The sequence below is a fragment of the Enterococcus sp. DIV0421 genome (assembly GCF_051713745.1).
Taxonomy (GTDB): Bacteria; Bacillota; Bacilli; order Lactobacillales; family Enterococcaceae; genus Enterococcus_D; species Enterococcus_D casseliflavus.
Genome location: NZ_JBIOQM010000001.1, coordinates 1,970,657 through 1,996,457, shown reverse-complemented (window position 1 = coordinate 1,996,457; position 25,801 = coordinate 1,970,657). Strand labels below are relative to the sequence as shown.

22 protein-coding genes are annotated in these 25,801 nt (G+C 45.4%); all 22 read right to left on the bottom strand.

Going from position 1 to position 25,801, the window contains the following annotated elements:
• Positions 1 to 165 precede the first annotated feature (165 nt).
• The 22 genes from IGI96_RS09680 to IGI96_RS09575 all read right to left on the bottom strand — a co-directional run bounded on the left by IGI96_RS09680 (position 166) and on the right by IGI96_RS09575 (position 25,651).
• Complete coding sequence (locus IGI96_RS09680) at positions 166 to 771, bottom strand: metallophosphoesterase (protein ID WP_438785074.1); 606 nt, start codon at positions 769 to 771, stop codon at positions 166 to 168.
• 41 nt (positions 772 to 812) lie between these two features.
• Complete coding sequence (locus IGI96_RS09675; protein WP_005227233.1) at positions 813 to 1,658, bottom strand: aldo/keto reductase; 846 nt, start codon at positions 1,656 to 1,658, stop codon at positions 813 to 815.
• Between the two features lie 177 nt (positions 1,659 to 1,835).
• Positions 1,836 to 2,177 (bottom strand): DUF1831 domain-containing protein, encoded by a 342-nt coding sequence (locus IGI96_RS09670; protein WP_005232263.1) that lies wholly within the window; start codon positions 2,175 to 2,177, stop codon positions 1,836 to 1,838.
• A gap of 68 nt (positions 2,178 to 2,245) precedes the next feature.
• Positions 2,246 to 3,385: a cysteine desulfurase family protein gene (locus tag IGI96_RS09665; RefSeq protein ID WP_086339057.1), complete on the bottom strand. Its 1,140-nt coding sequence runs from the start codon at positions 3,383 to 3,385 to the stop codon at positions 2,246 to 2,248.
• Positions 3,386 to 3,584: 199 nt separating this feature from the next.
• Entirely contained in the window at positions 3,585 to 4,538 is a 954-nt protein-coding gene (manA, locus tag IGI96_RS09660; RefSeq protein WP_170920124.1) for a mannose-6-phosphate isomerase, class I, read from the bottom strand.
• 45 nt (positions 4,539 to 4,583) lie between these two features.
• Complete coding sequence (locus IGI96_RS09655; protein ID WP_438785073.1) at positions 4,584 to 5,597, bottom strand: serine hydrolase domain-containing protein; 1,014 nt, start codon at positions 5,595 to 5,597, stop codon at positions 4,584 to 4,586.
• Between the two features lie 119 nt (positions 5,598 to 5,716).
• Positions 5,717 to 6,418: a DUF624 domain-containing protein gene (locus IGI96_RS09650; RefSeq protein ID WP_086339055.1), complete on the bottom strand. Its 702-nt coding sequence runs from the start codon at positions 6,416 to 6,418 to the stop codon at positions 5,717 to 5,719.
• A 37-nt stretch (positions 6,419 to 6,455) separates the two neighbouring features.
• Complete coding sequence (locus IGI96_RS09645; RefSeq protein WP_005227227.1) at positions 6,456 to 8,087, bottom strand: extracellular solute-binding protein; 1,632 nt, start codon at positions 8,085 to 8,087, stop codon at positions 6,456 to 6,458.
• A gap of 65 nt (positions 8,088 to 8,152) precedes the next feature.
• A complete protein-coding gene (locus IGI96_RS09640) occupies positions 8,153 to 9,046 on the bottom strand; it encodes a carbohydrate ABC transporter permease (RefSeq protein WP_005227226.1) in 894 nt (297 codons plus the stop codon).
• A gap of 22 nt (positions 9,047 to 9,068) precedes the next feature.
• Positions 9,069 to 9,983 (bottom strand): ABC transporter permease, encoded by a 915-nt coding sequence (locus tag IGI96_RS09635; protein ID WP_050759610.1) that lies wholly within the window; start codon positions 9,981 to 9,983, stop codon positions 9,069 to 9,071.
• A 416-nt stretch (positions 9,984 to 10,399) separates the two neighbouring features.
• Positions 10,400 to 11,221: a VOC family protein gene (locus IGI96_RS09630; protein ID WP_015508862.1), complete on the bottom strand. Its 822-nt coding sequence runs from the start codon at positions 11,219 to 11,221 to the stop codon at positions 10,400 to 10,402.
• Between the two features lie 175 nt (positions 11,222 to 11,396).
• A complete protein-coding gene (gene argB / locus IGI96_RS09625) occupies positions 11,397 to 12,158 on the bottom strand; it encodes an acetylglutamate kinase (RefSeq protein ID WP_086339054.1) in 762 nt (253 codons plus the stop codon).
• A 35-nt stretch (positions 12,159 to 12,193) separates the two neighbouring features.
• Positions 12,194 to 13,384, bottom strand: a complete 1,191-nt coding sequence (gene argJ / locus IGI96_RS09620) for a bifunctional glutamate N-acetyltransferase/amino-acid acetyltransferase ArgJ (RefSeq protein WP_034857838.1) — start codon at positions 13,382 to 13,384, stop codon at positions 12,194 to 12,196.
• A gap of 78 nt (positions 13,385 to 13,462) precedes the next feature.
• Positions 13,463 to 14,485, bottom strand: coding sequence for an N-acetyl-gamma-glutamyl-phosphate reductase (gene argC, locus IGI96_RS09615; RefSeq protein WP_016609579.1), 1,023 nt, complete (start codon positions 14,483 to 14,485; stop codon positions 13,463 to 13,465).
• A 146-nt stretch (positions 14,486 to 14,631) separates the two neighbouring features.
• Positions 14,632 to 15,777: an acetylornithine transaminase gene (locus IGI96_RS09610; protein ID WP_086339053.1), complete on the bottom strand. Its 1,146-nt coding sequence runs from the start codon at positions 15,775 to 15,777 to the stop codon at positions 14,632 to 14,634.
• A gap of 204 nt (positions 15,778 to 15,981) precedes the next feature.
• The gene (locus tag IGI96_RS09605) at positions 15,982 to 17,862 is read right to left on the bottom strand and encodes an ABC transporter ATP-binding protein (RefSeq protein WP_005227219.1); all 1,881 of its coding nucleotides are present in this window, start codon (positions 17,860 to 17,862) and stop codon (positions 15,982 to 15,984) included.
• Positions 17,859 to 19,586: an ABC transporter ATP-binding protein gene (locus IGI96_RS09600; protein ID WP_005227218.1), complete on the bottom strand. Its 1,728-nt coding sequence runs from the start codon at positions 19,584 to 19,586 to the stop codon at positions 17,859 to 17,861. Before IGI96_RS09600 ends, IGI96_RS09605 begins: the two co-directional genes overlap by 4 nt.
• Positions 19,579 to 20,247, bottom strand: a complete 669-nt coding sequence (locus IGI96_RS09595) for a TetR/AcrR family transcriptional regulator (RefSeq protein ID WP_005227217.1) — start codon at positions 20,245 to 20,247, stop codon at positions 19,579 to 19,581. Before IGI96_RS09595 ends, IGI96_RS09600 begins: the two co-directional genes overlap by 8 nt.
• A 266-nt stretch (positions 20,248 to 20,513) precedes the next feature.
• Positions 20,514 to 21,545 (bottom strand): LPXTG cell wall anchor domain-containing protein, encoded by a 1,032-nt coding sequence (locus IGI96_RS09590; RefSeq protein WP_086339052.1) that lies wholly within the window; start codon positions 21,543 to 21,545, stop codon positions 20,514 to 20,516.
• Positions 21,546 to 21,673: 128 nt separating this feature from the next.
• Positions 21,674 to 23,686, bottom strand: a complete 2,013-nt coding sequence (locus IGI96_RS09585) for a glucose PTS transporter subunit IIA (RefSeq protein ID WP_086339051.1) — start codon at positions 23,684 to 23,686, stop codon at positions 21,674 to 21,676.
• Complete coding sequence (gene murQ, locus IGI96_RS09580; protein WP_005227213.1) at positions 23,686 to 24,594, bottom strand: N-acetylmuramic acid 6-phosphate etherase; 909 nt, start codon at positions 24,592 to 24,594, stop codon at positions 23,686 to 23,688. The genes IGI96_RS09585 and murQ overlap by 1 nt, the downstream gene beginning before the upstream one ends.
• Complete coding sequence (locus tag IGI96_RS09575; RefSeq protein WP_438785070.1) at positions 24,587 to 25,651, bottom strand: DUF871 domain-containing protein; 1,065 nt, start codon at positions 25,649 to 25,651, stop codon at positions 24,587 to 24,589. Before IGI96_RS09575 ends, murQ begins: the two co-directional genes overlap by 8 nt.
• Positions 25,652 to 25,801: the final 150 nt, after the last annotated feature.

Here is a 25,801-nt window from a genome sequence, read left to right as displayed (position 1 = left end):
TTTCTTAAATATCCATCAAATAATAACTCTTGGAATCGATTATTTTTTACATATAAAGTTTATTTTTATCAAAAAAATTTCCTTAATCAAAGCTTGCTGTCAAAGTCATCACAAAAAAAGCAAGCCGCCCAAATCTGTTTGGACGCTTGCTTTTTTTGTTATCTGTTAACGAGCCAGCTTAGTAAGTTCTTGTTGTTTTGCATGATACAACACCGCCAGTTCATTTTCGGAAACTGGCCGACCAAAAGGACGCGGCTGTGGCAGAAACGCCAATTCTGATGCATCGACTCCTACGTTGAGATTCTCAGCGATCGGTACACTGTGATGATGAATATGCCCATGCAGATTACGGCTGTTTTTGGTGATCCCCAGCAGCATAGGATAATGGGTCAGTATAAATTGCTGATGAGCAAACTTCAGCAAGACACCGACATCTTCAAACGCATACTTTTCGGCTCCCAAACAACCAGGATCATGCTTGCGCAAGTACGCAAAGAAAGCTCGGGTATCATGATTGCCTTTGATAAAAACGATTTTGCCCTGCAGCTGTGCTAACAGCGCAGCAATTTCTGGAAAGCCCGCTTCGTAATCAGGGTGCATCGCGACATCCCCTAAATGATAGACGACATCTTTATCCGCAACGACCTCATTCCAGCTGGCGATCATCGTTTCATGCATTTGCGTCACTGTCTCAAAGGGGCGTGGGGCAAAGTCATTGTCCCCGAGCAAGGCTGCATGAAAATAGTGGGTATCAGACGTAAAAAATTTCATAGTCGCTCCTTACCTTGGTGCTTTTTCTGTGATCAGCGTCTTTAAATCATCGCTAGCGGCTGCTTTTTCGTCGGTGCAGGAAACCGCGCATCGATTGCTGCCAATTCGCTTTGGGAAAAAACGATTTTGCAAGCTTCAATGTTCTGCAGCATATGCAGCGAGTCACTGGTTTGGGGGATCGCTAAGACGTGGGGTTGTCGAAGGGTCCATGCCAAAAGCAGCTGAAAGATCGTGCAGCCTTTGGCTTCTGCCAGCTCTTTCAACACTTCATCATTTTTGAAGTGGTGCCCTAGCCGATCGCCTTGAGCAATGGGTGAGTAGGCAATCACAGGAATCTCAGCCTCTGCCTGCCAAGGCAAAAGATCGTATTCGATCCCCCGGGCACCTAAATTATAGAGTACTTGGTTGGCGGCACATTGATCGCCGTTTTCTAACCGCAACAGCTCCTCCATATCTGCCACGTCAAAATTAGAGACACCCCATGCACGAATCTTTCCAGAGGCTTTGGCAGCTTCTAGTGCGTCAACTGTTTCTGCTAACGGCACATCTCCTCGCCAGTGGAGCAGATACAGATCAAGATAGTCGGTGCCTAAACGCGTTAAGCTGCGGTCTAAAGCTTTCGGCAATTCATCTGCGGAGGCATTCCAGGGATAGACTTTTGAAATCAAATAAAGATCCCCTCGTGTAAAGGGCTGGATCGCCTTGCCAACTAGCGTTTCTGCGTTTCCCTCGCCGTACATTTCTGCGGTATCGATGACAGCCGCTCCAGCTTTGATGCCCGCTTGCAACGCATCGATCTCGGCTTTTTCCTTGGCTGGGTCATCCCCCATATGCCAAGTCCCCATGCCGACGGCTAGCACTGATTGCTTGTTTAAGGTTCGTTTCATCTTGATTCCCTCTTTCTCGTCTTAACTCATCCTGTTCCTGCGAACACCTTGGGTTTGTTTTCTATAGTATAAAAAGAAACCGCCAAAGATACAAAAGAAGTGTATCAATCCCATGCCTGCTTGGCGGAGTGACACACTTCTTGCCCTTTGAACGATATAGCTGCTTTTGACAAAAGCTTACGCTTTGACAAACAACCCGCGGCTGATAAAACCATCCATTAAAAAGTAAAATTTTTCTTGCAGCATTTTGTGCTGTTCATCTTTGAAAATATTGACTGCTTTTAACCCATTGGCTGTCGTGATGGACATCTTGAAGGTTTGCAAATCTTTTGCAACAGTGATTTTTAATTTAAAGCCTTCTTTGCTTTGGGGTGTTGCTTCAAGGCCGCGAATCAATTGGAAGTTGCCGCCGTTCGTTTCTGTAAAGCCATTGTCCCGCAACGTATATTTTTTTGCTTCAGGAGCAATGCGGTATTGGGTTGCTGCGCCTAAAACGGTTGCTGTTGTTTCAAATGCCATGTTCTTCACCTCTTTAACATCATTTCTTTCATTATAAATAGTTTTCAGCGAGATTGCTAGCTGTTCTCCTACTTTTTCGTGGCTAAGACAGTTTCTGCTAATAGCTGAGCAAATGCTTCGATTTCCGCCAATGTGTTGCCATAGCCAAAGCTGACTCTGACCGATTCCCGAATAGCTGGATGCTCTTTGCCCACCATCGCTTCGAGCACATGGGAGGGCTCCACATTGCCCGCCGTACAAGCGCTGCCTGTCGAGATCGCAGCCCCTTTTAAGTCCAATTTCATCAGCAGCAAGTCACTGCTGACACCTGGGAAACGCAGATTCAAAATATGCGGCAATTTGTGTGCTGGATCACCATTCAACTGAACATCGATGCCTTGTGCTGCTAAGGTCTCCATCAGCACATCGGCAAACGTTTGATATTGTTCCGCCGCTGCTTGCTGCGTTTCGGGGGTATGCAAAGAAGCTGCTTTGGCCATTCCCATGATGGCTGCTAAGTTTTCCGTCCCTGCTCGCCGTTTTTCTTCTTGCTCGCCGCCATGGAGTAGCGCAGGCAGCGACAAGCCATCTCGTTTATACAAAAAGCCGATCCCTTTTGGTCCGTTGATTTTGTGAGCAGAAATGCTTAGAAGATCAATACTGTTTTCATTGATTTCAAGCGGGATCTTGCCATAAGCTTGCACGGCATCGGTATGAAACACGGCGGGATGCTCCCGTAAAAGGGCCCCAATTTCTGCAATCGGCAGCAAATTGCCCGTTTCATTGTTTGCCGTCATTATGGATACTAAAATCGTATCGGGACGTAAGGCAGCCTCAACTTCACTGACGGCCAATTGCCCCTTTTGATCTACGGGCAAATAGGTCACCTCAAAGCCTAAGCCTTCTAAATAGCGCATACTCTCAATGACCGCCGGATGTTCGATCTGGGTCGTAATGATATGTTTGCCTTGTGCTTGTTTGCTAAGGGCTGTACCGATGATTGCTGTATTATCACTTTCGGTACCACCACTATTAAAAATGATCTCATGTTCTTTGACTCCTAGCTGCTGAGCGATCGCTTGACGAGCCAATTCTAATTGGGTGTGGGCGTCTCGACCATAATGATGAATGCTTGATGGATTGCCAAAAAATGTCTGCATCGTTTCACTCATCACTTTGATCACTTCTGGATGCAGCGGTGTCGTTGCTGCATGATCTAAGTAAACCATTCTTTTCACCTATCCTTCATTACTGCCATTATAACAAATCTTCCTCAGACGTCTATCGTGAGTGTCCATACGAAAAAACCTGTCAGTCAAAAGCGGAAAAATCGCCAATGATGACAGGCAGCTGAACGAGTTCAGCCTTACGAAAAATCAGGAACGTGTGCTGTTTTGCTTGTGCGGCTCACGTCACTTACTGATCGTTTTATTTTTTTCCAGGTTCAGAGGCAATGACAGTCAATTCACCAACCAATTCCCATTTCTTGATCGGGTTTGGCAAAATGCAACTCGTGCCCATTTTTAGTTCATAGGAATGACCGTCGATCATCAAATGCCCATACCCATCGATCACGGTCATCAAGGTATAATCGGCCTTTTGTGCCAACGATAATTTTCCACGTACTTCCCACTCATACACATTGAAAAATGGCGTTTCAAGATAGGTAACAACTGCTGATTGTCCTTGTTTAACCTCACGGATCGATAATTCTGGCGTCCGTGCAGGAATCGTCGTCACATCGATCGATTGTTGGATATGCAGCTCCCGAGTTTGTCCTTGATCATCGGTACGATCATAGTCGTACACCCGATAAGTCGTATCCGAACTCTGCTGGGTTTCCAAGATCATGATCCCTTTTCCAATGGCATGGATCGTTCCACTTGGCACATAGAAGAAATCGCCTTTTTTCACAGGGACTTTTGTTAACAAATCATCCCAACGACCCGCTTCGATCATTTCCGCAAGTTCTTCTTTGGTTTGTGCATGGTGGCCATAAATGATTTCCGCACCTGGTTCGGCATCAATGATGTACCAGCATTCCGTTTTCCCTAATTCCCCTTCATGGGCTAACCCATACGTGTCATCAGGATGGACTTGAACGGATAGATCATCTTCCGCGTCTAAAATTTTAATTAATAATGGAAAGACTGGTTCGTCTGAATGACCAAATAGTTCTTGATGGTCTTGCCAAAGATCCGCCAATGTTTTGCCTTTAAACGGACCATTTTCAATGACGCTCACCCCATGAGGATGCGCACTGATCGCCCAATCTTCACCGATCTTGTCGCTCGGTAAATCAAAACCAAAAACAGAATGCAGGCGACTGCCGCCCCAAATTTTCTCTTGAAAAACAGGTTTCATAAACAATGGTTCCATAATTGTTCCCCTCTCTAGTTGTTCGTGCATATTATAGCATGAATCCGCTTATTCGGCAGATTCTTTTAAGTAACATTGCAGGATTTCGTCACGATGACCCAAGTAGCTTTCTCGATGATCCACTGGATGGACCCGATTCGATAAGAAAATAAACGCTTTTTTGTTAGGGATATCTACTGCGAGAAACGTGCCTGTATAGCCTGTATGAAATAATTGGTACGGCGCACCCAATAAGTCCCAGCCATAGGTGCGGGGCTTTGTGCTTTCAGGCGTCTGCCGCTGAGCCAGCGCCTGCATGACTTTTTCTGAGAAAAACGGCGCCCCTTGCTGCTGACCATTTGCCAGTAACAGTTGAACGAAAAGCGTCAAGTCATCCACGGTAGAAAACAACCCTGCGTTGCCGGCATGGTTTCCCAACACCCGTGCTTTAGGATCGTGGGTGATTCCTCTAAGGATGCTGCCGTCTGGCTGCTGGGTAGGCACGATCATTGGCAGCTGTGAGGGAGGAAAAGGCGGAAAGCCGCTGTTCTTCATGCCTAAAGGCGTCAAGACTTCTTCTTGAAAAATCTCGGTCACTGGTTTTTGATACAGCTCCTCCAATAAAAAGCCCAGCAAAATCGTCCCAGTATCCGTATAGTTGACCGTTTGACCGATCGTATCACTGCTTTCAAGCTGCAAATACGCCTTGCGCAAGGCAGCAGCATCCAACTGGTCTCGATAAGGAATCCACGTGTTGATGGCTGCCGTATGCGTCAGCAAGTGCTTGATCGTTACCCGATCGTCTTTAAACGCTGGCAGCCAACGAGTAAGCGGCGCCTCCATTTCGATTTTTCCTTGATCCCACAATTTTAACAGAACACTCGTTGTACAAACGACTTTCGTCAATGAGGCTAAATCAAACAAATGATCTTTCGTCATAGGTTCGGTTTTCGGAAGAAGCGCTGCCTGTCCGAATACATGGGTCTCTTGGGTTTCACCAGCGATAAAACGCAGCACCGCTCCTGGGAAAACGGTCGGCATTTTTTCTTGAATGAGCTGTACTGTTTTTGGGTACATTGTCATCGTTCCATACTTGCTCCTTTCAGGCTTGTCTTGCTTCTAACTTTAGCACTTTTCGCCAATGAAAAAAACTACCCATTAAGGATAGTTTTCAGATTTTTTTCTAATCAGTATTACATAGATTACTCGTCGACTGGTGCAGCTTTTGCTTGCGCCTTTTGGATGATTCTCAAATAACTGTAACACGCACATTGGCTACCTAGTCCCCCTACGATCAATCCCGCGAGTAAGGGATGGATCAAGACGAGCAGTAAAGCGAGGCCACTCAACAGCCCTAGCAACATCAGTGTCTGCAACGGTGCCCAAAAGATGATGAAAAAGCTTTTGATCAAGGCGAGCCGCAGGGGTGCCGCCAAATGCACACTGTCGCAGATAAAATACAGCAACCACACGAGTAAAATGATACTTAAAAACAAATAGCCGACAGCCAATAAGGGCAACTGAAAGGAATCGATTTGGCGATAAGAGCCTAACAGCAGCAAAGCGAGACTACCGAAAAAGAGGCCTGCGGCAAAACTGCGCCGATAATTTTCCCGATAGAGCCGCCAAAAGGTCCCTCTGATGGCCTGACGTGGTTCTTGATAGTACAACCAACGCCGCATGACCCCAAATAAAGCAAAGGTCGCTGGCAAAAGAATGCTAGGAAAACTAATGATCAAACCAACCAAAGAGAAAAGAAACTGACGAGGAGAGCTGGGGAAAATCAGCCCCAAAGCTAGCAATAGAACGGGCAGATTGAACAGTAACCAGTAGCCATTCAAAAGCAACATACTAGCTATCGCTTGACTGGCACCATACCAACGATACCATCGTTCATTTCCCATCAGTCCGCCTCCTTTCTCTAATCAGCTGATTTACCCTCTAGCGGGCTAAGTTTTGTAGATTTTGCTGCCATTTCTCTGTTTGATAATCCAGCAACTCTTGATAGCCAGCTGCTTGTGCTTGGGCTTCCGCCTCAGCAAAGATGGCGCGCACTTCTTCATCGCTGTCAGCAAAGATCGCTGAAGCATTGGCTTCTTCAAAAATATCGTTGATCCGTTGCTGAATAATTCCTTCTGGTGAGTCTGGCATCGGGTTGATCGCCGCAAATTCCGTGTCGTCTTTTTGCGTATCCCAAGTGATGGCATGCTGCCATTTCGTTGCCCAGTTCATTTGATCTTCTGGAAGATTTAACTCAAATTTTGTTTTGGTATTGTCTAAAAAGGCGGAGTTGCCGTTCCATTGGAAACTTGATGTTGCTTGCTCGATCTCTGAAACGCCTGCACTGTCTTCTGCATAGGCATCCGTAAATTGCGTATAGCCTTCTTCGTCAAAGCCATCCCAATACTGGCCTTCTGGACCAAACATCAAGATCGATTGGCCCAACGGTCCAGTCAACCAGTCTAAGAAGGCAAAGACTTTTTCTGGGTCTTCTGCATTTCTAGTAATGACACTGACATTCCACCCTAGCATTTCATAGGAACCTGGGAAAATATTGTCAGGGTCTAGTCCTGGTTTTGCAATCGGCTCGATATAGAAATACCCCGCATCTGGATTTTGTTCTTGCAAGATGTAATGGGCATCGCGAGCATAGTTGGACGGGCTGGCAGCCGCATAGACAGCTACACGACCACTGGTTACTTTTTCTGCCACCATATCTGCATCTTGGGTCAAGGTATCTTGGGTCATCAAGCGCTCACGGTACAGTCTTGACGCATATTCAATCGATTCTACGTAGTTTTCATTGGCAAAGATCGAGGTCAATACGTCGCCTTCAGGAACAGCGCGAATGCGGATATCTGCTGGTGAACGCCCTTCTGCAAATGCGGAGTACAAGACATTGATCCCTTGTCCGCTGACATCTGTTTCAAATGGAATGACATCAGGAAACTCTGTTTGAACTTCTTTCAAATACTCATAAAGATCCTCTGTTGTTTTCAATTCTGGCGCACCTAAAGCATCATGGATCTCTTTATTGACGACATAACCGGCATTCCCGAAAGGCTCCGAGCTATACCAGTTGGGAAACTGATAAAGTTTGCCGTCTTCTGAACGAAGCATGTTCAGGATGTCTTCTCCCGCCCATTCTTTCAAGTTTGGATACTTATCCAAGTAATCATCAAATGGCACTAAGGCACCCGCTTCTCGCAGCCGTTCCACATCCGACCCTCGATCAAGCCAAATAAAATCAGGTAGATCATCGCCAGCGATCATTGTGCTTAGCCGCTGTGCTGCATTCCCGCCACCATCGATTGCGCGAATATCTACCTTGGTCAGTTCTTTGATAGCAGCAGTTGCTGGATCATCTCCCCAACGATCCATCGTGTACCAATCATAATTACCAAACATCGTGATCTCCAACGGTTCACTACCTAATTCAAAGACCTCCGAACTGTCACGGTCATTCGCTGCCGCCCCATCACTTTCTTTTGTCCCTGACTCACTGCCGCAAGCAGCCAGTAAGAGACTCATCGCAGTCACTGACAGCACGCTTTTTAATACCTTTGCTTTCATTCTTTTATCCCCTTTCAACGTTTCGTTCCTTCTCCCCTCTAATCAAGAGAGTTCCTCCTGCTCTGCTAATCTTTCAACGAACCAATCAATACACCTTTTACAAAATACTTTTGGACAAACGGATAAACCATTACGATCGGCAAAGTCGCCACCATCATAATTGCCATTGATAAGGACTTGCCAGTGACACCAGTCATTTCCGCCAAACGTGCTGCTGAGCCAGAATCGATTTGACTCATTTGCGAACTCACCGTATTCGAATTCAAGACTCGTTGCAAAAAGGTCTGCAAGGGAATGAGATGATCTGAAGTAATGTAGATGCTTGGCATAAACCAATCATTCCAATGCCCAACGGCGGTAAATAGCGACAAAGTGGCAATGACTGGACCTGATAACGGCAAAATGATTCGGAAAAACGTGCCCCAATACCCACACCCATCAATTTTCGCTGAATCCTCCAATCCTTTCGGCAGTTGCTGAAAGAACGTACGGAAGATGATCATATTCCAAACACTGATCAGACCAGGAATGATCATTACCCAAAAAGAATCCATCAGTCCAAGTGAACGTACCACTAAAAAGGTTGGAATCAAGCCGCCGCTGAAGAACATCGTGAGGATGAAAAAAATCGTAATAAATTTTCGCCCCATCAGTTCTCTTTTTGACATTCCATATGCTGCCATCGCTGTCAGCATGATAGATGAAAACGTCCCGATCACTGTCCGTAAGACACTGATGAAAAAGGCATTCATCAAGCGCTGATCTTGAAAGACGATCTGATAGTTTTCCAACGTGAATTCTCTTGGCCAAAACGTGATCCCACCAGTCACCGTGTCACGTCCAGAATTAAAGGAAATCACCAGCGAATTCCAGAAGGGATAAAACGTCAAGAATGCAAGCGTTATCAAGAAGAGGTAAATAAAAATCATCATCGCTTGGTCGCCCCAATTTTTCTTCATTGTTCATTTCCTCCTCTGCTGATTACCATAAGCTGTGACCCACTTTGCGTGCGAAAAAGTTTGCTCCGCTCAAAAGAGTGACACTAATGACTGCTTTGAACAAACCAACAGCTGTTGCGTATGAATATTGAGAGTTGCTGATCCCTACCCGATACACATAGGTATCAATGACATCCGCCACATTTCTAAGAGCTGGATTGCTCCCCAGTAAAAGCAAATCTTCAAAGCCCGCATTCAATAAGTTGCCGATCTCCAAAATGAGAAAAATCGTAATGATTGGAACGATCGAAGGCAGAGTGATCAAAAAGACTTGCTGAAATTTCGTTGCGCCATCTAGTGATGCTGCTTCGTACAGTTGCGGATCGATCCCAGCAATGGCTGCCATATAGACGATCGAGCCAAAGCCAATCGATTTCCAAAGATTTGTCGTAACGATGATCGTCCAGAAATAGCGAGGGATCGATAAAAAGTTGATTGGTTCATCGATCAGGTTTAAACTCTCCAAAGCAATATTTAAGCTACCGTTATCCATCGATAAAATCGACATCGTAAATCCCGCCACGATCACCCATGATAAAAAGTGTGGGAGATAAGTAATCGTCTGCACCACACGCTTGAAGGCAACGTTCTTGACCTCGTTAAGCATCAATGCCAACAAAATCGGTGCTGGAAAACAAATAGCAATCTTTAGCACACTGATCATAATGGTATTCCGTAAAATTTCCCAAAAACGTGGTTCACTAAAAAAGCGCCGAAAATTATCAAAGCCGATCCATGGACTGCCTGTCATACCTTCAAAAATATTGTACTGTTGAAACGCCATCAAAATCCCGTACATTGGGATATAACTAAAAATGCCTACCAGTAAGATCGCAGGCAGTACCATCATCTGCAGATCCCACTGAGCAAAATATCGCTGTATCCACTTTTTTTCCATCACATCTACTCCTTGTCTTCCCAATTCCACCTTGTCGCACCCACAATAGAAACCGCATACAAAATAAACAACGAACAATCTCTGCGTCCAGAGCCATCGAATCTCGATTCTTTTTTATTATAAATTAAGAATAACCACAATTCAATATAATGTTTAGGTTTTTTGAATCATAATGGCTATTATATTAAGTTTTAAAATAAGCACCCAAACTATTAAATAACAAAACAAGAAAAGTCAAATAGATTGGACCTGCTCTGCTAATACAGATAAACTACCGTTTTTTCAATGATTGGTCTTCAAATCGATGTAACAGGTTTTTGCACTCTTTCGTGCGAAATAAAAACAAAAGTTTCTTTTTTTGACAAAAAAAAGAAAAAGCAGAGAATCGGCCTCTCTGCTTTTTCTTTCATAACCTATTATTTTTTAACGATAAACCACCATTCGATACCGATCGCATCGTAGGTCGTCAACAACTTCCGTTTTTTGTCGATGAAGAACTCTTGGTTCTTCTCAGACAAGTGTTTTTCCAATGTATCGATATCTTCTTGACTGATGGAGATTTTCAAGAAGTCTAAGCCAAGCACCTCATGGGTCGGCAAATCGATCGTACCACCTTGTGCTTCAGTCAAGCCGACTTGGAAGTCACCATCATTGAGGATAAATTCCTTCGTTTCGGCTTCTTTTGTTTTCAAGCCTAAGCTTTCTTCTAAGAAAAGCTGCTCTTTGGCTAGATCACTGACGTTTAAATACAGCTTGCCAAAATGAGCTTCTTTTGATAAGCCAGCCGCTTTTGCAGGTGCCGCTTTGATCAATTCTGCTTCGTCTTTTGGTACCGCAGTTCCTGCGGGTGCTGTAAATAAGACTTCAATTTTGTTCCCTTCTGGATCAGCTATAATAAAGCCTAATTGATTCGCTTCATAACGAGCTTCTTCGAAAGCAATCGCTTTTTGTTGGGCATTGCTCGCGATAGTTGCCGCTTCTTCTAATGAGGATACGGCTAAGACGATGCGCTGCATTTTTTTGATCTCGCCGAAGTGATCGTTGGCACGCGGGCTTTCTTCCAACCATAAAACTTCTCTATCTAATCCTTTTAGACCAAAGATGGCCAATTCATTTTCTTCTCTTTTCAACTCAAAACCAAGTACATCCCGATAAAAGGCAATCGCTTGATCGCGGTCTTTTACCCGGATTGCAACAGTCAGCAACTTCGTACTGCTCCCCAATAAGAAATCTGTCATTGTTTCTCCCCCTACTTACATATGTACTCATTGTACTGATAAAACGAAATTCTAGCAAATGAAATCCCTACCTATTTTATTCTTTTTTTAGAGAAAATAAGAAGAAAAGCACAGAAAAGTCAGAATTTTGCATTTTTATGAGTAGAGAAGAGGCATTTGGGTGTTGCTAATGGCTTCAGCTACAGACAGCTGCGGCTGGACTTGCCGCGAGGATCTGGGTTCCTAAATGATCGATTCGATCGGTGATACAAACGGCAGCTACCCCTGCTTTCAAGGCTTTCTGCGCACTTTTTAGTTTTGGCAGCATGCCGCCTGTGACTACTTCTTCGGTGATCAAACGGGGGATCTCTTCAAAAGAAACAGCCGATAACCACTGGCTTTCTTGCTTGATCCCAGGGACATCCGTCAACAAATATAGTTTTTCGGCTTGTAAACTGGCAGCAACCTGACACGCTACTTCATCGGCATTGATGTTCAGCCATTGCCCCTCTGGGGTAATTCCTAGCGGTGCCAGGATCGGGACATGTTTTTTCTCTGTCAAGAGCTTCAGGAAAGCAGCGTTGATTTGTTGAACCTTCCCCACCTGTCCTAATTTTTCTTCATCAATGACTTCTCCTTGAATCAGTTGATCACAGCCAGCATTCAGTCCTACGGCGTGGAACCCAGCTTGCTGGAAAGCGGTCGTGATCAGCGGTTGAACTTGTCCCAAAAGGACCATTCTAGTTACTTCAAGCGTCTGGGGGTCGGTCACCCTCAGGCCGTCTTTGATCGTGACTGTCAACGCCATTTTCTCCATCATTTCTGAGATGTAGTGACCACCGCCATGGACGATGACTACTTTTTTGCCCGCAGCTTGCCAGTCTGCTATCGTCTCAAAGAATGACGGGGTTAAATTGTCTGAGGCGACACCGCCGATTTTTACTACGATCGTTTCCATCTACTCGCTCCTTTTTGTCTAGTACCTGATTTCTTTCAGGTATGATATAGTGCGTTGATTTTCACATAGTCATACGTCAGATCACAGCCCCAAGCGGTGCCAACACCTGCCCCTTCTTTCAGCTCGACAACGACTTTGACTTCATTTTCCGCCAATTGTTCTTGCATGATGGTTTCGTCAAAAGCTACCGGTGTCCCTTGGACAAAGACGGGAATGTCGGCTAATGCAATCGATACCGTTGCTGGATCGATCGGCTGCCCACTATAGCCCACTGCACATAAGATACGCCCCCAGTTCGGGTCTTTGCCAAAGAGGGCTGTTTTGACCAGTGGCGAACCAACGATGGTTTTGCTGATCATTCGGGCTGCTTCATCGGTCACAGCTCCACTCGTGTGAGCTTCGATCAATTTGCTGGCGCCTTCTCCATCCTTTGCAACTGCTTTGGCTAGTGCGGTCAGAACTGCTTTGAGCATCCCTTTAAACTCATGATAAGCTGGCGTGTCAGCTTCAATCGTTGGATTTTTGGCTAACCCGTTGGCTAAAACTAACACCATATCATTGGTGGATGTATCGCCATCGACCGTGATTTGATTGAAGGTAACGTCGGTTAATTCTTTCAGCAGTGCTTGCAAGAGTGCTGGAGCGATCGCCGCATCCGTCGTAACAAAGGCCAGCATCGTAGCCATATTGGGATGGATCATACCAGACCCTTTGGCACAGCCCGCAACAGTCACCGTTTTGTCAGCGATCGTTGATTGGATGACACTGCTTTTTTCAGTCAGATCCGTCGTCAAAATCGCTCTTTGAAATCGGTGGGCATCCCCTTGCCTGTTTAGTTGCTGAATCCCTGCAGTGATTTTTTCCATCGGTAAGCTCTTACCAATGATCCCGGTGGAGGCTACCGCAAAGGCTTCGGGACTCGTATGCAGCTGGGCTGCTGCCAATTCGGCCATCTCTTGTGCATCTTTTAAACCTTGCTCCCCGGTACAAGCATTGGCATTGCCCGCATTGACGATCACGCCTTGCAAGGTGCCTGCTTGCATTTTTTCCTTTGTAACGAGAATGGGTGCCGCTTGTACTTGATTGGTGGTAAAGACTGCCGCAGCACTGGCTGGCACTTCAGAGACGATCCAACCAAGATCGACTTTCTCTTTCTTCAGACCGCAATGCAGACCGTCGGCAAAAAAACCTTTGGGGGTTGCGATCGTTCCTTCGATTTCTTTCATTTTCTTTCCTCCTACTGCCACCTTTTTGCGGATTGTCCACTGGCTGACACGAGTATCCTCACGCGTCTGTTGGCTATTTTATGGATATAACGGTGCTTGCATAAGACCAGTCGTTTCTGGTATCTTTGCCCATCGATTGAAGTTTTGGATCGCTTGGCCAGCAGCCCCTTTGCCTAAATTATCGATCACTGCGACAACGGTCAACACTTGGGTCAGCGGATTGAAACATATGCCAATGTCACAAAAATTCGTTCCCGTCACTTGCCGCAGCTCGGGCAGCTTTCCTAACGGTTGCACTCGGACAAACGGATGGTCTTGATACGTTTTTACGTACTGCTCATAGATGTCCTCTTGCGAAATCGCGTCTTTGATAGGCGCATAAAGCGTCATAAAGATCCCTCTTTTGACAGGCAGTAAGCTGGTAGAAAATTGGATCGGCGGCATTGCCTGATCCCATTGCTGAAACTGCTGCATGATCTCAGGAATATGCTGATGCTGATTTGGCTTATACATCGTCATGTTATCCGCAGCGGTTGCAAAGTGACTGCTGTCCGTCAATTTCTTACCAGCACCCGACAAACCCGACTTGCCATCAAAAATCAACGTACCGCTGAATAGTTTTTGCTGAACCAACGGCGCAGCAGCTAAAATGGCAGCAGTCGCATAACAGCCTGGATTGGCGATCAAATTGCCAGGAGTCGTTGCAAACTCAGGCAGCGAATAGGTCGCTTGTGCCAACAACTCGGCAGGTGCAGCTTCTTGGTGATACCATTTTTGATAGCTATCCCGATCCTTCAATCGCAGATCACCGGAAAGGTCAATCACTGGAAAGTCATTTGCGACAAGAGTCGCTGCGAGTTCTTTGCTGATTCCAGCAGGAGTCGCAAAAAACACGAGTTGATTTTCCTTTTGGATTTTTTCTGCATCAAAAGGTTCGATCAGCCGCTCTGTCAGTCCAATTAAATGAGGATACAAAACTGATGAATTTTCATGCATAGAATGACTATGCAAGGTGCCCACCTCCAATTGGGGATGTTGCTGGATCAAACGAATCAATTCAATTCCGGTATACCCTGTTACACCAACGATTGCTGCCTTCAAACACGTCACTCCTCAAAAGAATTTACTTAAGATTATAAGAAACTCCCATCGCTCTGTCAATGATTATTTATAAAACTATTCAAAATAAATTCGCTATTATTCGGTTTTTATAAGAAAAAAAGCCCGAAAAATCTATTTTTATGCAATTATGCTAAGACAGCTTGCAAAATCGCCAAGGCTGCTGTCGTTTCCTCTTGCGAGATCGTTAAAGGCGGCAGCAAGCGCAAAACCTTGGTTCCCGCTTTTAATGCGAGGAGGCCTTGGTTCCGCAGTTGGGTCAACACGGATTGCAAGCTTTCCGAATCGGCTAATTCGATACCGATCATCAATCCTTTCCCACGAATCGCCTGCACCTTAGATAGTCCTTGCAATCCGTCGAGAAACTGCTGCTGGCGCAATTGAACATTGACTTGAATGTCCCCTTCTTGCAACACACTGCAAACGGCACTAGCAGCGGCCATCGCTAATTTATTGCCACCAAAGGTCGAACCGTGACTACCGGGTCCAAAAGCCGTTTGCAAATGGCTTTTGCCTAGCATCGCTCCGACAGGGATCCCGTTACCAAGCCCTTTTGCTACGGTAAAAAGATCAGGTTCAATGCCATATCCTTCAAAAGCAAACAGTGTTCCTGTCCGCCCCATCCCGGTTTGGATCTCATCCACCACCAGTAATACCCCCAACTCCTGACAAAGGGCTGTCACCGCTTGGACCCACGCCACCTCAGCAGGGATCACACCGCCTTCGCCTTGGATCAATTCTAAAAACACGGCTGCTGTCTGCTCATCTAAAACGGCTTGCAATGCCTCAAGGTCATTAAAGGGTACATACACCATCTCTGGTACTAACGGTCCAAACCCATCATGGATACTACTTTGCCCAGTCAAAGACATCGCCCCAAAGGTCCGACCATGAAAAGATTGTTCAAAACTGATGACTTTGCTGCGGCCAGTCGCTTTGCGAGCCAGCTTTAAAGCAGCTTCGTTCGCCTCAGCGCCACTGTTGCAAAAATAAGCCAGATACGGCTCGTCTGAGGCGCTCTTTTGATTTTGGGTCAGCTTTTGGGCAACTTCTTCTTGCAACTGGCTGTCATACAAATTCGGCACATGCCAAATCTGCTCTGCTTGTGTCATCAACGCGGCTTGCACTTTGGGATGCCCATAACCGAGATTAACGACCCCGATGCCGCTTGTTAAATCTAAATATTGGTTGCCTTGCGAATCTACCACATAGCTGCCGTTGCCTTGCTGGATATCGATGGGTAAACGGCTGTAATTAGGAAAAAGATGACTCATTGGGTTCACTCCTTGTCTTGGATTATCCGAAATTATGTATTAATATACATTTTTATCCAGCTAATTGCAATAAATATTTAAAATAAAGCGATAAAAATTCATAAAAAAAAGAAAGCAGTGACAATCACTGCTTTCTTTCAGTCAACCTTTGGCGGTCTGTTTATCATCATTTGGGGAAGAATTTCTTTCATTACAAACAGTGGATCATGCCACTTCTTCTGAAAATTGACTGTTATACAGGTCTGCATAGAAACCGTTTTGTGCCATCAATTCCTCATGATTTCCAGTCTCAACAATGGACCCGTGATTCATCACGATAATATTGTCAGCATCACGAATCGTAGAGAGACGGTGAGCAACCACAAAGCTGGTCCGATTTTCTAACAAACGACCCATTGCTTTTTGGATCAAGATTTCCGTCCGCGTATCGACACTAGAAGTTGCTTCATCCAAAATCAAAACGTCGGGATCCGCTAAGAAGGCGCGGGCGATCGTGATCAGCTGACGTTGACCTTGGGAGATGTTGCTGGCTTCTTCATTCAAGACCGTATCATAGCCTTCTGGCAATTTGCGAACAAAATCATCCACATGGGCAGCTTTCGCCGCAGCGATCACTTGCTCTTTGGTTGCTTTTTCATTTCCATAATGAATGTTGTCATAGATGGAACCAGTAAACAACCACGTATCTTGCAGCACCATCGAGATATTACTACGCAACTCATCACGAGTCAAGTCTCGGGTATCTTTGCCATCGTAACGAATGCTACCGCCAGAAACATCATAAAAACGTTCCAAGAGATTGATCAGCGTGGTTTTCCCAGCGCCGGTAGGTCCTACGATAGCCACCATCTCACCAGCTTTAACATCCAGATTAAAATCGGTCATCAATAATTTGTCTGGCGCATAACCAAATTGAACATGATCGAAACGAACTTTGTATTCACTGTCTTCCACTGGCAATCCAGAAGGCTCATCAGTCATTTCTTCTTCATCCAAGACTTCAAAGACCCGTTCGGCAGATGCAACGGTTGATTGGATGGTGTTTAGTAAGCTAGCGATTTGAGTGATTGGTTGAGAGAATTGATTGGTGTATTGCAAGAATGCTTGCACATCCCCTAACGTCATGTTCCCATTCGCCACTTTGATCCCACCAAGGACAGCCACGAAGACATAGCCTAAGTTTTTAATGAAGTTCATCAAGGGCATAATGATCGCTGAAATAAATTGGGCTTTCCAACCAGCGGAATACAGACGGTCATTTTCTTCTTCAAAAACGACTTGATCGGCGGCTTCATGGTTGAAGGTTTTGACAACGGTATGACCGCCGTAAGTTTCTTCGACTTGGTCATTGAGCAATCCTAAACTTTTTTGTTGTGCCGCAAAGAATTTTTGCGATTTTGGTGCGACGATCATCACGACGATCAAGCTTAAAGGAACCGTTGCTAAAGCAACCAAAGTCAGTTGCCAACTGATCGTCAACATCATCCACAAAACCCCGATAAAGGTCACGACACTCGTAATAAATTGGGTCAAGTTTTGTTGCAGGGTACTTGCGATATTATCCATATCATTGATCGCCCGTGACATGATATCCCCATTTGAGTGAGTATCATAGTAAGAGATCGGCAAGCGGTTCATTTTTTCATCTAAGTCACGACGCAGCTCATAAACCGTCCGTTGCGAGACACGGGTCATAATAAACTGTTGTAGAAAGTTGAAGACGGCTGAAATCACATACATGCCGATCGCGATCAAAATGATTTGACCAACTTTCTCAAAATCGATAGGAAATTCTGTTACCTGTTGGCCGGCTTGCATCTGCTGCGCACCGATCATGACACCTTTAAAAATTTCAGTGGTCGCTTCCCCTAAAATTTTCGGTGTTTGGATTTGGAAGATCACGGCTGCGATCGCTAAAACGAAGACGGCAATGATAGCGATGGAGCGTTTCGACATGTACCCGAAAAGCCGTTTGACCGTCCCCCAAAAGTTTTTTGGTTTTGGTCCTTTGGCACCGATGTTACGGCCTGGACCGCCGCCCATTGGTCCGCCACGGTGTTGTGTTGTTGTTTTCTTTTCACTCATGCAAGATCCTCCTCTCTCAATTGTGAAGAAACGATTTCTTGGTAGGTTTCATTGTCTGCCATTAATGATTCATGGGTCCCTTTTCCTACGAGTTTTCCTTCATCCAATACTAAGATCGTATCGGCATCCATGACGGTGCTGACCCGTTGGGCAACCACGACCATAATGCTGTCTTGCATGTCGCGTTTCAGCGCTGCTCGTAAGTTAGCATCGGTTTTGAAGTCCAGTGCGGAGAAGGAATCATCAAAGACATAGACATCTGCTTGTTTCACTAACGCACGAGCGATCGCTAAACGTTGACGTTGTCCACCAGAGAAGTTGCCGCCGCCTTGTTCTACACGGCTATCTAAGCCATCTGCCAGTTCGGAGACAAAATCTTTGGCTTGGGCGATCTCTAAGGCTTGCCAGATTTCTTCATCTGATGCATCGGGTTTTCCGTATTTCATATTTTCACGAATGGTACCAGAAAACAGTACCGCTTTTTGCGGAACAAAGCCCACGACTTCTCGTAGATTGTGCTGGGTGACTTCTGCAATATTGACCCCATTGATTTTGATTGCACCAGACTCCACATCGTACAAACGAGGCAAGAGATTGACTAAGGTCGTTTTCCCTGAGCCCGTCCCACCGATGATGGCAACAAAATCACCAGATTTTGCTTGAAAATCGATATCTTCCAACGCCAATTTCTCAGCGCCTTGGTAGCGATACGCCACATGGTCAAAGGCCAAGGTTGCTTGGTCCCCTTGTAAGCTCAATGTCGCTGGTGTTTTTGGATCGAGAATTTCATCTTCTTCATTTAAGACTTCGTTGATCCGATCAGCTGATGCTTGGGCTCTTGGCACCATCACGAAGATCATGGACAGCATCATAAAGCTGATCAAAATTTGCATTGCATAGGTCATAAACGCAATCAAGTTTCCGACTTCTAAAGTCATTTCGGCAATATAATGACCCCCAAACCATGTGATGGCAATGTTCGTCCCACTCATGATCAACGTCATCAATGGCATCATCAATGCCACGATGGTGTTTACTTTAATCGCGGTGTGGGTGTAATCTTTGTTGGCTTCATCAAAGCGATTCGCTTCATAATCCGTCTTGTCAAATGCCCGAATAACGCGGACCCCCGTCAAGCCTTCACGAAAGACTAAGTTCAAACGGTCGGTTTTCTTTTGCATACTTTTGAATAAAGGAACGGCAAAATACATAATACCGCCGACCAATACTAGCATGATAGGAATAACGACTAAAAAGATTCGTGTTAATTGGGCATCTTTTTGATAGGCCAAGAAACTCGCCCCAATCAGTGTGATCGGTGCATTGATCATCATACGTAAAAACATTTGCGTCACCATTTGAATTTGGTTGACGTCGTTGGTGGTTCTTGTAATCAATGATGCGGTCCCAAATTTATCAAAAGATCGAGAAGAAAAATTCTCAACTTTTTGGTAAATGTCCGAACGTAGTTTTTGTCCTAATTTTTGTGATTCTCTTGTTGCGAAATACGTATTTCCTAAAGCGGCGATGATACTGATCAATGAAAAGCCGATCATGTAAAAGCCGGTTTTCCAAATGTAATCAATGTCGCCTGTCGCCACCCCATTGTTGATAATATTGGAAGTCAATGTCGGTAGATACAAATCAGAAACGACTTGGATCACCATAAACACCACTGCCATGATTATGGAAATGACGGATACGCGTTTTATCAGCTTAATCATAGGTTTCCCCTCTTTCTTTTTTTGCGCCCTCTCTTAACCAGCGGACTTTACTGTTGAAATCAGCGATCGCTTCGGCAGGATCATAGTCTGGATCAAACGCTGATTGGCGATAGGCTTCGGCAATCGTCGAAAAGACGGTATGCATCAGCAGCTGGATCAGCATTTTCAACTCATGGTCGTCTTTGACTTTCAATAAATCTTTGTCGACCTCTGACAAAAAGATGGCTTGCTGCTTCTGCCGATCGGCTTTGTTTTCTTGATGCATCTTGTGCTGCATCTCTGGCACGACTTTATGGAAGGAACGATAATCCATACTCATAAATAAATTGCGGTAAAAGTTTGCGTTTTTGCCTTTGAAAACCTCGGCGATCATCCGTGAAAAGTACCATTCGAACCCCGCAAACAGATCCCCGTTTTCATGTTGGATCGATTTCAGCAGATCTCGCTGACTATTTTTTTTCAACGTATGGAAATAATAGTAATAAAGATCTTCTTTGTTTTCGAAGTATTGGTAAAAACTCCCGCGAGGAATCTCGGCATCTTTGATGATGTTGGCGATCGAAGCGTCTTTCAGCGGCAGTCTTGAGAATTCTTTTTTCGCCGCATTTAAGATGCGCTTTTGTTTTTCTGGCGGCAAGTGAAAAAATGTATCGGTCGGCATCACAAGCAACTCCTTTCTAATTTAAAATAAATCACAGCTCTCGATATGACACGTTGTCATATGACACTGTGTCATTATACACCCCTCACCAGAGAATGCAAGAATTTAAATTTGACTTTTTTATGAAGGAATCGATTCTGGTCTTTTTATAAAGGACGTTATTTGAAAAGAAATAACCAATGAAATTTCTGAAAACAAAAAACCTTCGTTTCCCTGATGGAAAACGAAGGTTGCTATTTTTTCATTCTGCCGATTATAAATAACGATCATTTTTTCTTGCGGCGCCATAGAATCAAGAAAACGATCAGCAGCAGGATAACACCTGCGATCAGTAAGGTATAGCTTGGCGCTTCATTGGTTTTAGGTAATGTTTTTTCACCATCGGCAGTAGCGTTGGCCTCTTTCGAAGAAGTCGTTGTCGCTGTTTCTTGAGCAGTCGTCGATGTTGCCGTCGCTTCTTCAGTCGTACTCGTTTGCGTGCCTGTAGGCAGATACATGGAATCATTTGCCGCTTGAATGATATAAGAGATCCTTCCTGGGACAAAGGCACCTGGATCGACTTGCATCTCTTGTTCCATCTGATTCAAATTGGTCAAAATTGAAATCATCCATTCGTTGGAAACGGCTTGATTCAAATGTAAAAAGACTCCGTCTGCTGGATAGACGACCCTTAAATATTCCTGCAACTGATCCACGACAGGAATCAAGTCAGCAAAACTGGCGTAGCTATTCGCATCAAAAGCCAGTTGCGGCTCAATGGCTTCCCAGGATAACGTCTGATCGACAAACAAGGCGCCGATGATTTTTGCCAAGTAAGCAATATCAAAGCCCATCGCATCACTAGAATAACGTAGCGCTAGGCGATTGCCATTGGTCAATTCTTCATCTGTCAACTGGTCCAACTGTTCTTGGGTAAATGCGGTCACACTGCCTTCAGTGATCCCTTGGGTTAAGGCGCTACGCAGCGAACTAGGTTCATCGGCTAACGTGTTGATCTCATTGACGTTTTGCGTCCCCGTCTCTGCTTGGATCGAGGCAATAACAGCTTCGGAATCGACTGGTTCTTGATTCTCGGTAGTCGTAGTTTCTGAAGCAGCGGATTGATCCGTCTCTTGATTTTCTACTGTACTTTCTTGGACAGCAGCTTGTGTCTGATCCGTTCCTGATTGCTCCTCTGATGAAAGCGTCTCGCTAACGGTAGCCTGATTGCCATTTTCACTCGTAGCTGTTTCATCTGCATGAACCATCAGTGGTGAAAAAGCCAGCGTCATTAGTCCGAACCAAATTATTTTTTTCATCCTCATTGCCTCCTCGAATGGGATCACTCCCTTTGTAACGAAACTGTAACATAAAGGAAAATTTTTCGCAATCTATTTAGTAACTTCTTAAAAAAAACCTCTATCTTTATCCGATAGAGGTTTTAACATTATTTTATCGTTGCCACATGCATGACGGCTTGACCCGCTTTTGTTTCTGTTCCTGGTAACCCTTCGATATTGGCTACTTGCTCCATATTGGTGATGATCACGAGCATCTCAGAAGCTTTGCCTTTAGCCGTCAACTGTGCCAAATCGACTTGGGCAACTTGGGTAGCTGGTGTCACGGCTTGGCCTTCCTCCACCAGGATCTCAAAAGGTGCTCCTTGCAATTCGACGGTGTCAACACCCATGTGCAGCAGAATCTCTAGCCCGCTGGCAGTCTTGATCCCCAATGCATGTTTCGTGGGAAAAATCGTCGTGACGGTTCCTGCTGCTGGTGCATAGATCGCACCATTGTCTGGCAAGACGAAATACCCGTCGCCCATCATTTTTTGCGAAAATACCGGATCACTTGATGCACTGATCACTTTTGTCGTGCCTGTGGCTACTGCGTATAAAGGGGTATCGATCGTTTCTTTTGATGGATTTGCTGTCGTTTCCTTTGCAGCCGTTTCACTCGTTTGTTTTGGTTGCGGTTGCACAGTAACGGTTGCAGCTGGTTTTGCTTCTTCTGCCTCGCTTTCTTTGACTGCTTCTAAGCGATCCTTCGGAATCCCAAAGAAGTAGGTGGCAACGAAGCCGCCAGCATAGCCTGCTAACAAGCCGAAAATATAGCCCATCCAACGGCCGTTGGCAATCAAGGGGATCAAAGCTAGTCCTGATGGTCCAATCGCCGTTGCGCCGATATTTGTCAAAGCGCCAATGACCGCACCACCGATCCCACCACCAATACAAGCAGTGATAAATGGTCGACCTAATGGCAACGTCACTCCGTAGATCAATGGTTCGCCGATGCCTAAGATCCCAACTGGCAATGCGCCTTTGATCATTTCAGAAAGCTCTTTGTCTTTACGTAGTCGTACCCATAAGGCTAAAGCTGCACCGACTTGACCAGCACCAGCCATGGCTAAGATCGGTAATAATTGCGTGCTGCCTGTTGCTTCGATCATTTGAATGTGGATCGGGGTCAAAATTTGATGCAAACCAAACATGACCATTGGTAGGAAGGCCGCCCCTAAGACAAACCCAGAGAAAGCACCGCCCACGTTCAAGACCCAAGTGATCGAACCGACTAAGCTGTCAGAGATCAGACCTGCCAATGGCATGATCAAGAAAATCTCCGTCAAACCGATGATCAGCAAACACAACGTCGGGGTCACGATAATATCGATCGCTTCAGGAATCACTCGATGCAGCACTGCCTCTAATTTCGCCAAAAGCCATACTGCGAAGATCACACCGATGATCCCTCCTTGGTTGGCAGCTAAAGCTTCGCCAGTGAACAAGTTTTGGATCGGGGCTTCTGGGTTCATACCTGTCAGCAAGATGATCGAACCGATCACGCCACCAAGGGTTGGATTGGCTTTAAAGACCTGCGCTGCATTGACCCCAGTAAAGATCGCTAAATAGGTGAACATCCCATTTCTGAGGACGTTTAAAATCATGACATAATAATTCCAAGTATCTCCATCTAATCGGCCAGCCGTGATCATGTTGGTCAGAACAGAAGCGATCCCTGCGACGAGTCCTGCACCAACGAAGGCTGGAATCATTGGAACAAAGATATTAGAAATATCTTTCAGCAGCGACTTTAATGGCGATGATTTTTGTTTGGCTTTTTGGGCTGCTTTCATCTCTGCCGTTTTTTCTGATAACGCCTCTTTGCCTGATTTTTGCGGTGGGATCTCTTGCCCTAAATCAACACCGGCTTTTGCCACCATTGCATTGGCTACTTTGTTGACTTTCCCTGGTCCGATAATGACTTGCAGCTGCTCATCATTGACCACACCCATCACACCGGGAATCTCTTTTAACCCTTGTTGATCGACCTTGTCGTGGTCGCGGACGGTCATTCGTACGCGAGTCATACAGTGATTGACTGTTTCTACGTTGTCCATTCCGCCGGCTTCTTGAAAAATCTTCTCCGCTAACTCTTCTACCGTTAGTGTTTCTTTTGCCATTACTTTTCTCCTCCTAACGCCGTTTTGACAAACCCTTGTGCCGTGGCAAGTTTTGCTTGTGCTTCGTCTTTCGTGCTATCAGTCAACAGCATCACGATCGCCAATTTGACATTCTGATCTGCTTCTTCAAATGCCGCGGCGGCTGTTTCATAATCAGCTTCAGTCGCCTGCATGATGATCCGTTTTGAGCGTTCCACCAATTTTTCGTTGGTCGCTTTCACGTCGACCATCAAATTATTGTAGACTTTGCCGATCCCTACCATCGATAACGTCGAAATCATATTCAAAATCAATTTTTGGGCAGTCCCTGATTTCAAACGAGTCGAACCTGTAAGAAATTCTGGTCCACAATCGACCTCGATTGGAAAGCTGGCATGCTGAGAGATCTCCGCGTCTTTATTACAAGCGATCGTAGCCGTTGTGGCACCGAGCTCATTGGCATAGTCAAGCGCCCCGATCACGTAAGGGGTTCTGCCACTGGCAGCGATCCCGATCACCATATCATTTTGGTTCAACTTCAAATCGATAAGGTCTTGTTTGCCTAGCGTTAAGGAGTCTTCTGCTCCTTCGACAGCGACCGTCATCGCTTCTTCGCCACCGGCGATCAAACCGACCACCATCTCAGGTGATACCCCAAAGGTTGGGACACATTCGGCCGCATCCAAGACGCCTAATCGACCACTCGTCCCAGCGCCAAGATAAATCAAGCGTCCGCCCTTTTTAAAAGCGACGATGGTTTGTTCAATCACTTTTTCAATACTAGGAATTTCTTTTTCCACCGCATAGGCAACTTTTTGATCTTCTTGGTTCATTTTTTGACACGCTTCTAAAATCGTCATTTCATCTAAATTGCTCGTTTCGCTATTGCGTCGTTCGGTCGTTAATTTGTCTAAATTGATTTTATTCATCGGAATCATCTCTTTCTAATTTAAATCGCATCCCTGCTTTGATTTGTTGGATCAACGGCAGATCGGCTGGTATCACCTGAGCGGCGAGGTTGACTTTTGGGTCTGCCGGCAAAGGTCGTTTGCACACCTGGATCTCTCCCATATAGCGCAAGTACTCTTGGTTATCGATCGTCACAGCCCCCACTGGCCGCTCTTGACTAAGTTCAGGTTTGACTTCTGGAATGGCATTGAAACGGGCATCGGCGCTGCGCAAGACATCCCGAGCTTCATCGTAACGATTTTGGTGATTCCCTAAGACGTGTTCAAAGTAAGTGGAACCAAGATCTTTGACCCTCAAAACGATCCGCGCTTCTTGCAGATACGTCGCAAACTGCTGGGCACTTTTTTCAGAAACCATGCCATCGCCAATGTAAACAGCATCGACTGAGCCAGTTGCCAATAAGTCGATCGCTGCGGCAAAAGGCGACCAGTTGCGGTGTCTTTCCAGTGTGGGTAATCCTTGAAATAACGGTCCGCGTTTCTTGGCATCCCCTGGAACAAAGGCTTGGACGAAAAAGCCTTGTGCTTTCAACCAGCGGTTCTTCTCCTGAAACCAGCCAACATCCAGTCCCGTTTCTGGTCGGGGGTAATAATTGTGCCAAGCTTCCAAACGAGTAAAATCGGCTCCATACGCCTGCAGCTCTCGAATGTCTTTTTCCGTCAATGTACTGGCATTCAAACTGATGGTCATTTCTTTTGAAAAAGCTGCGATTTGCTGATTGTCGATCGCATAATCCATTCGTAAACCAGTGACACCGATCTCCCTTAGTTCCGCCAGATTGTCGATGGAAAAGCCCGCTTCTGCTAATGCGTTTCCAGAAATATCTACCATTAAAGACAGCTGATGGTCTTTTGCGAAACCTCCCAAGTCCGTCAAACGCTGCCGATAAGTACTGCGATCATCTTCTGGTATGTGCATGGAGGTGAAAATCCCTTTAAAGCCTGATGCCATCGCAGTCATCTGCTCAAGTTCTGCTACCGTCAAGTCTTCGTTCATAAATACAGAAAAGCCGAACATCTCTTTGCCTCCTTGATGGGTCACTTTCGTGATACCGTTTTCTATAAAAGCATTATAACTGATTCTTTTCCCATTCGCAACTATATTTCATAATTAAATCATTAATATAGAAATATCGTTTCATTTAATAAGAAAGCTTTACCGTTTAAA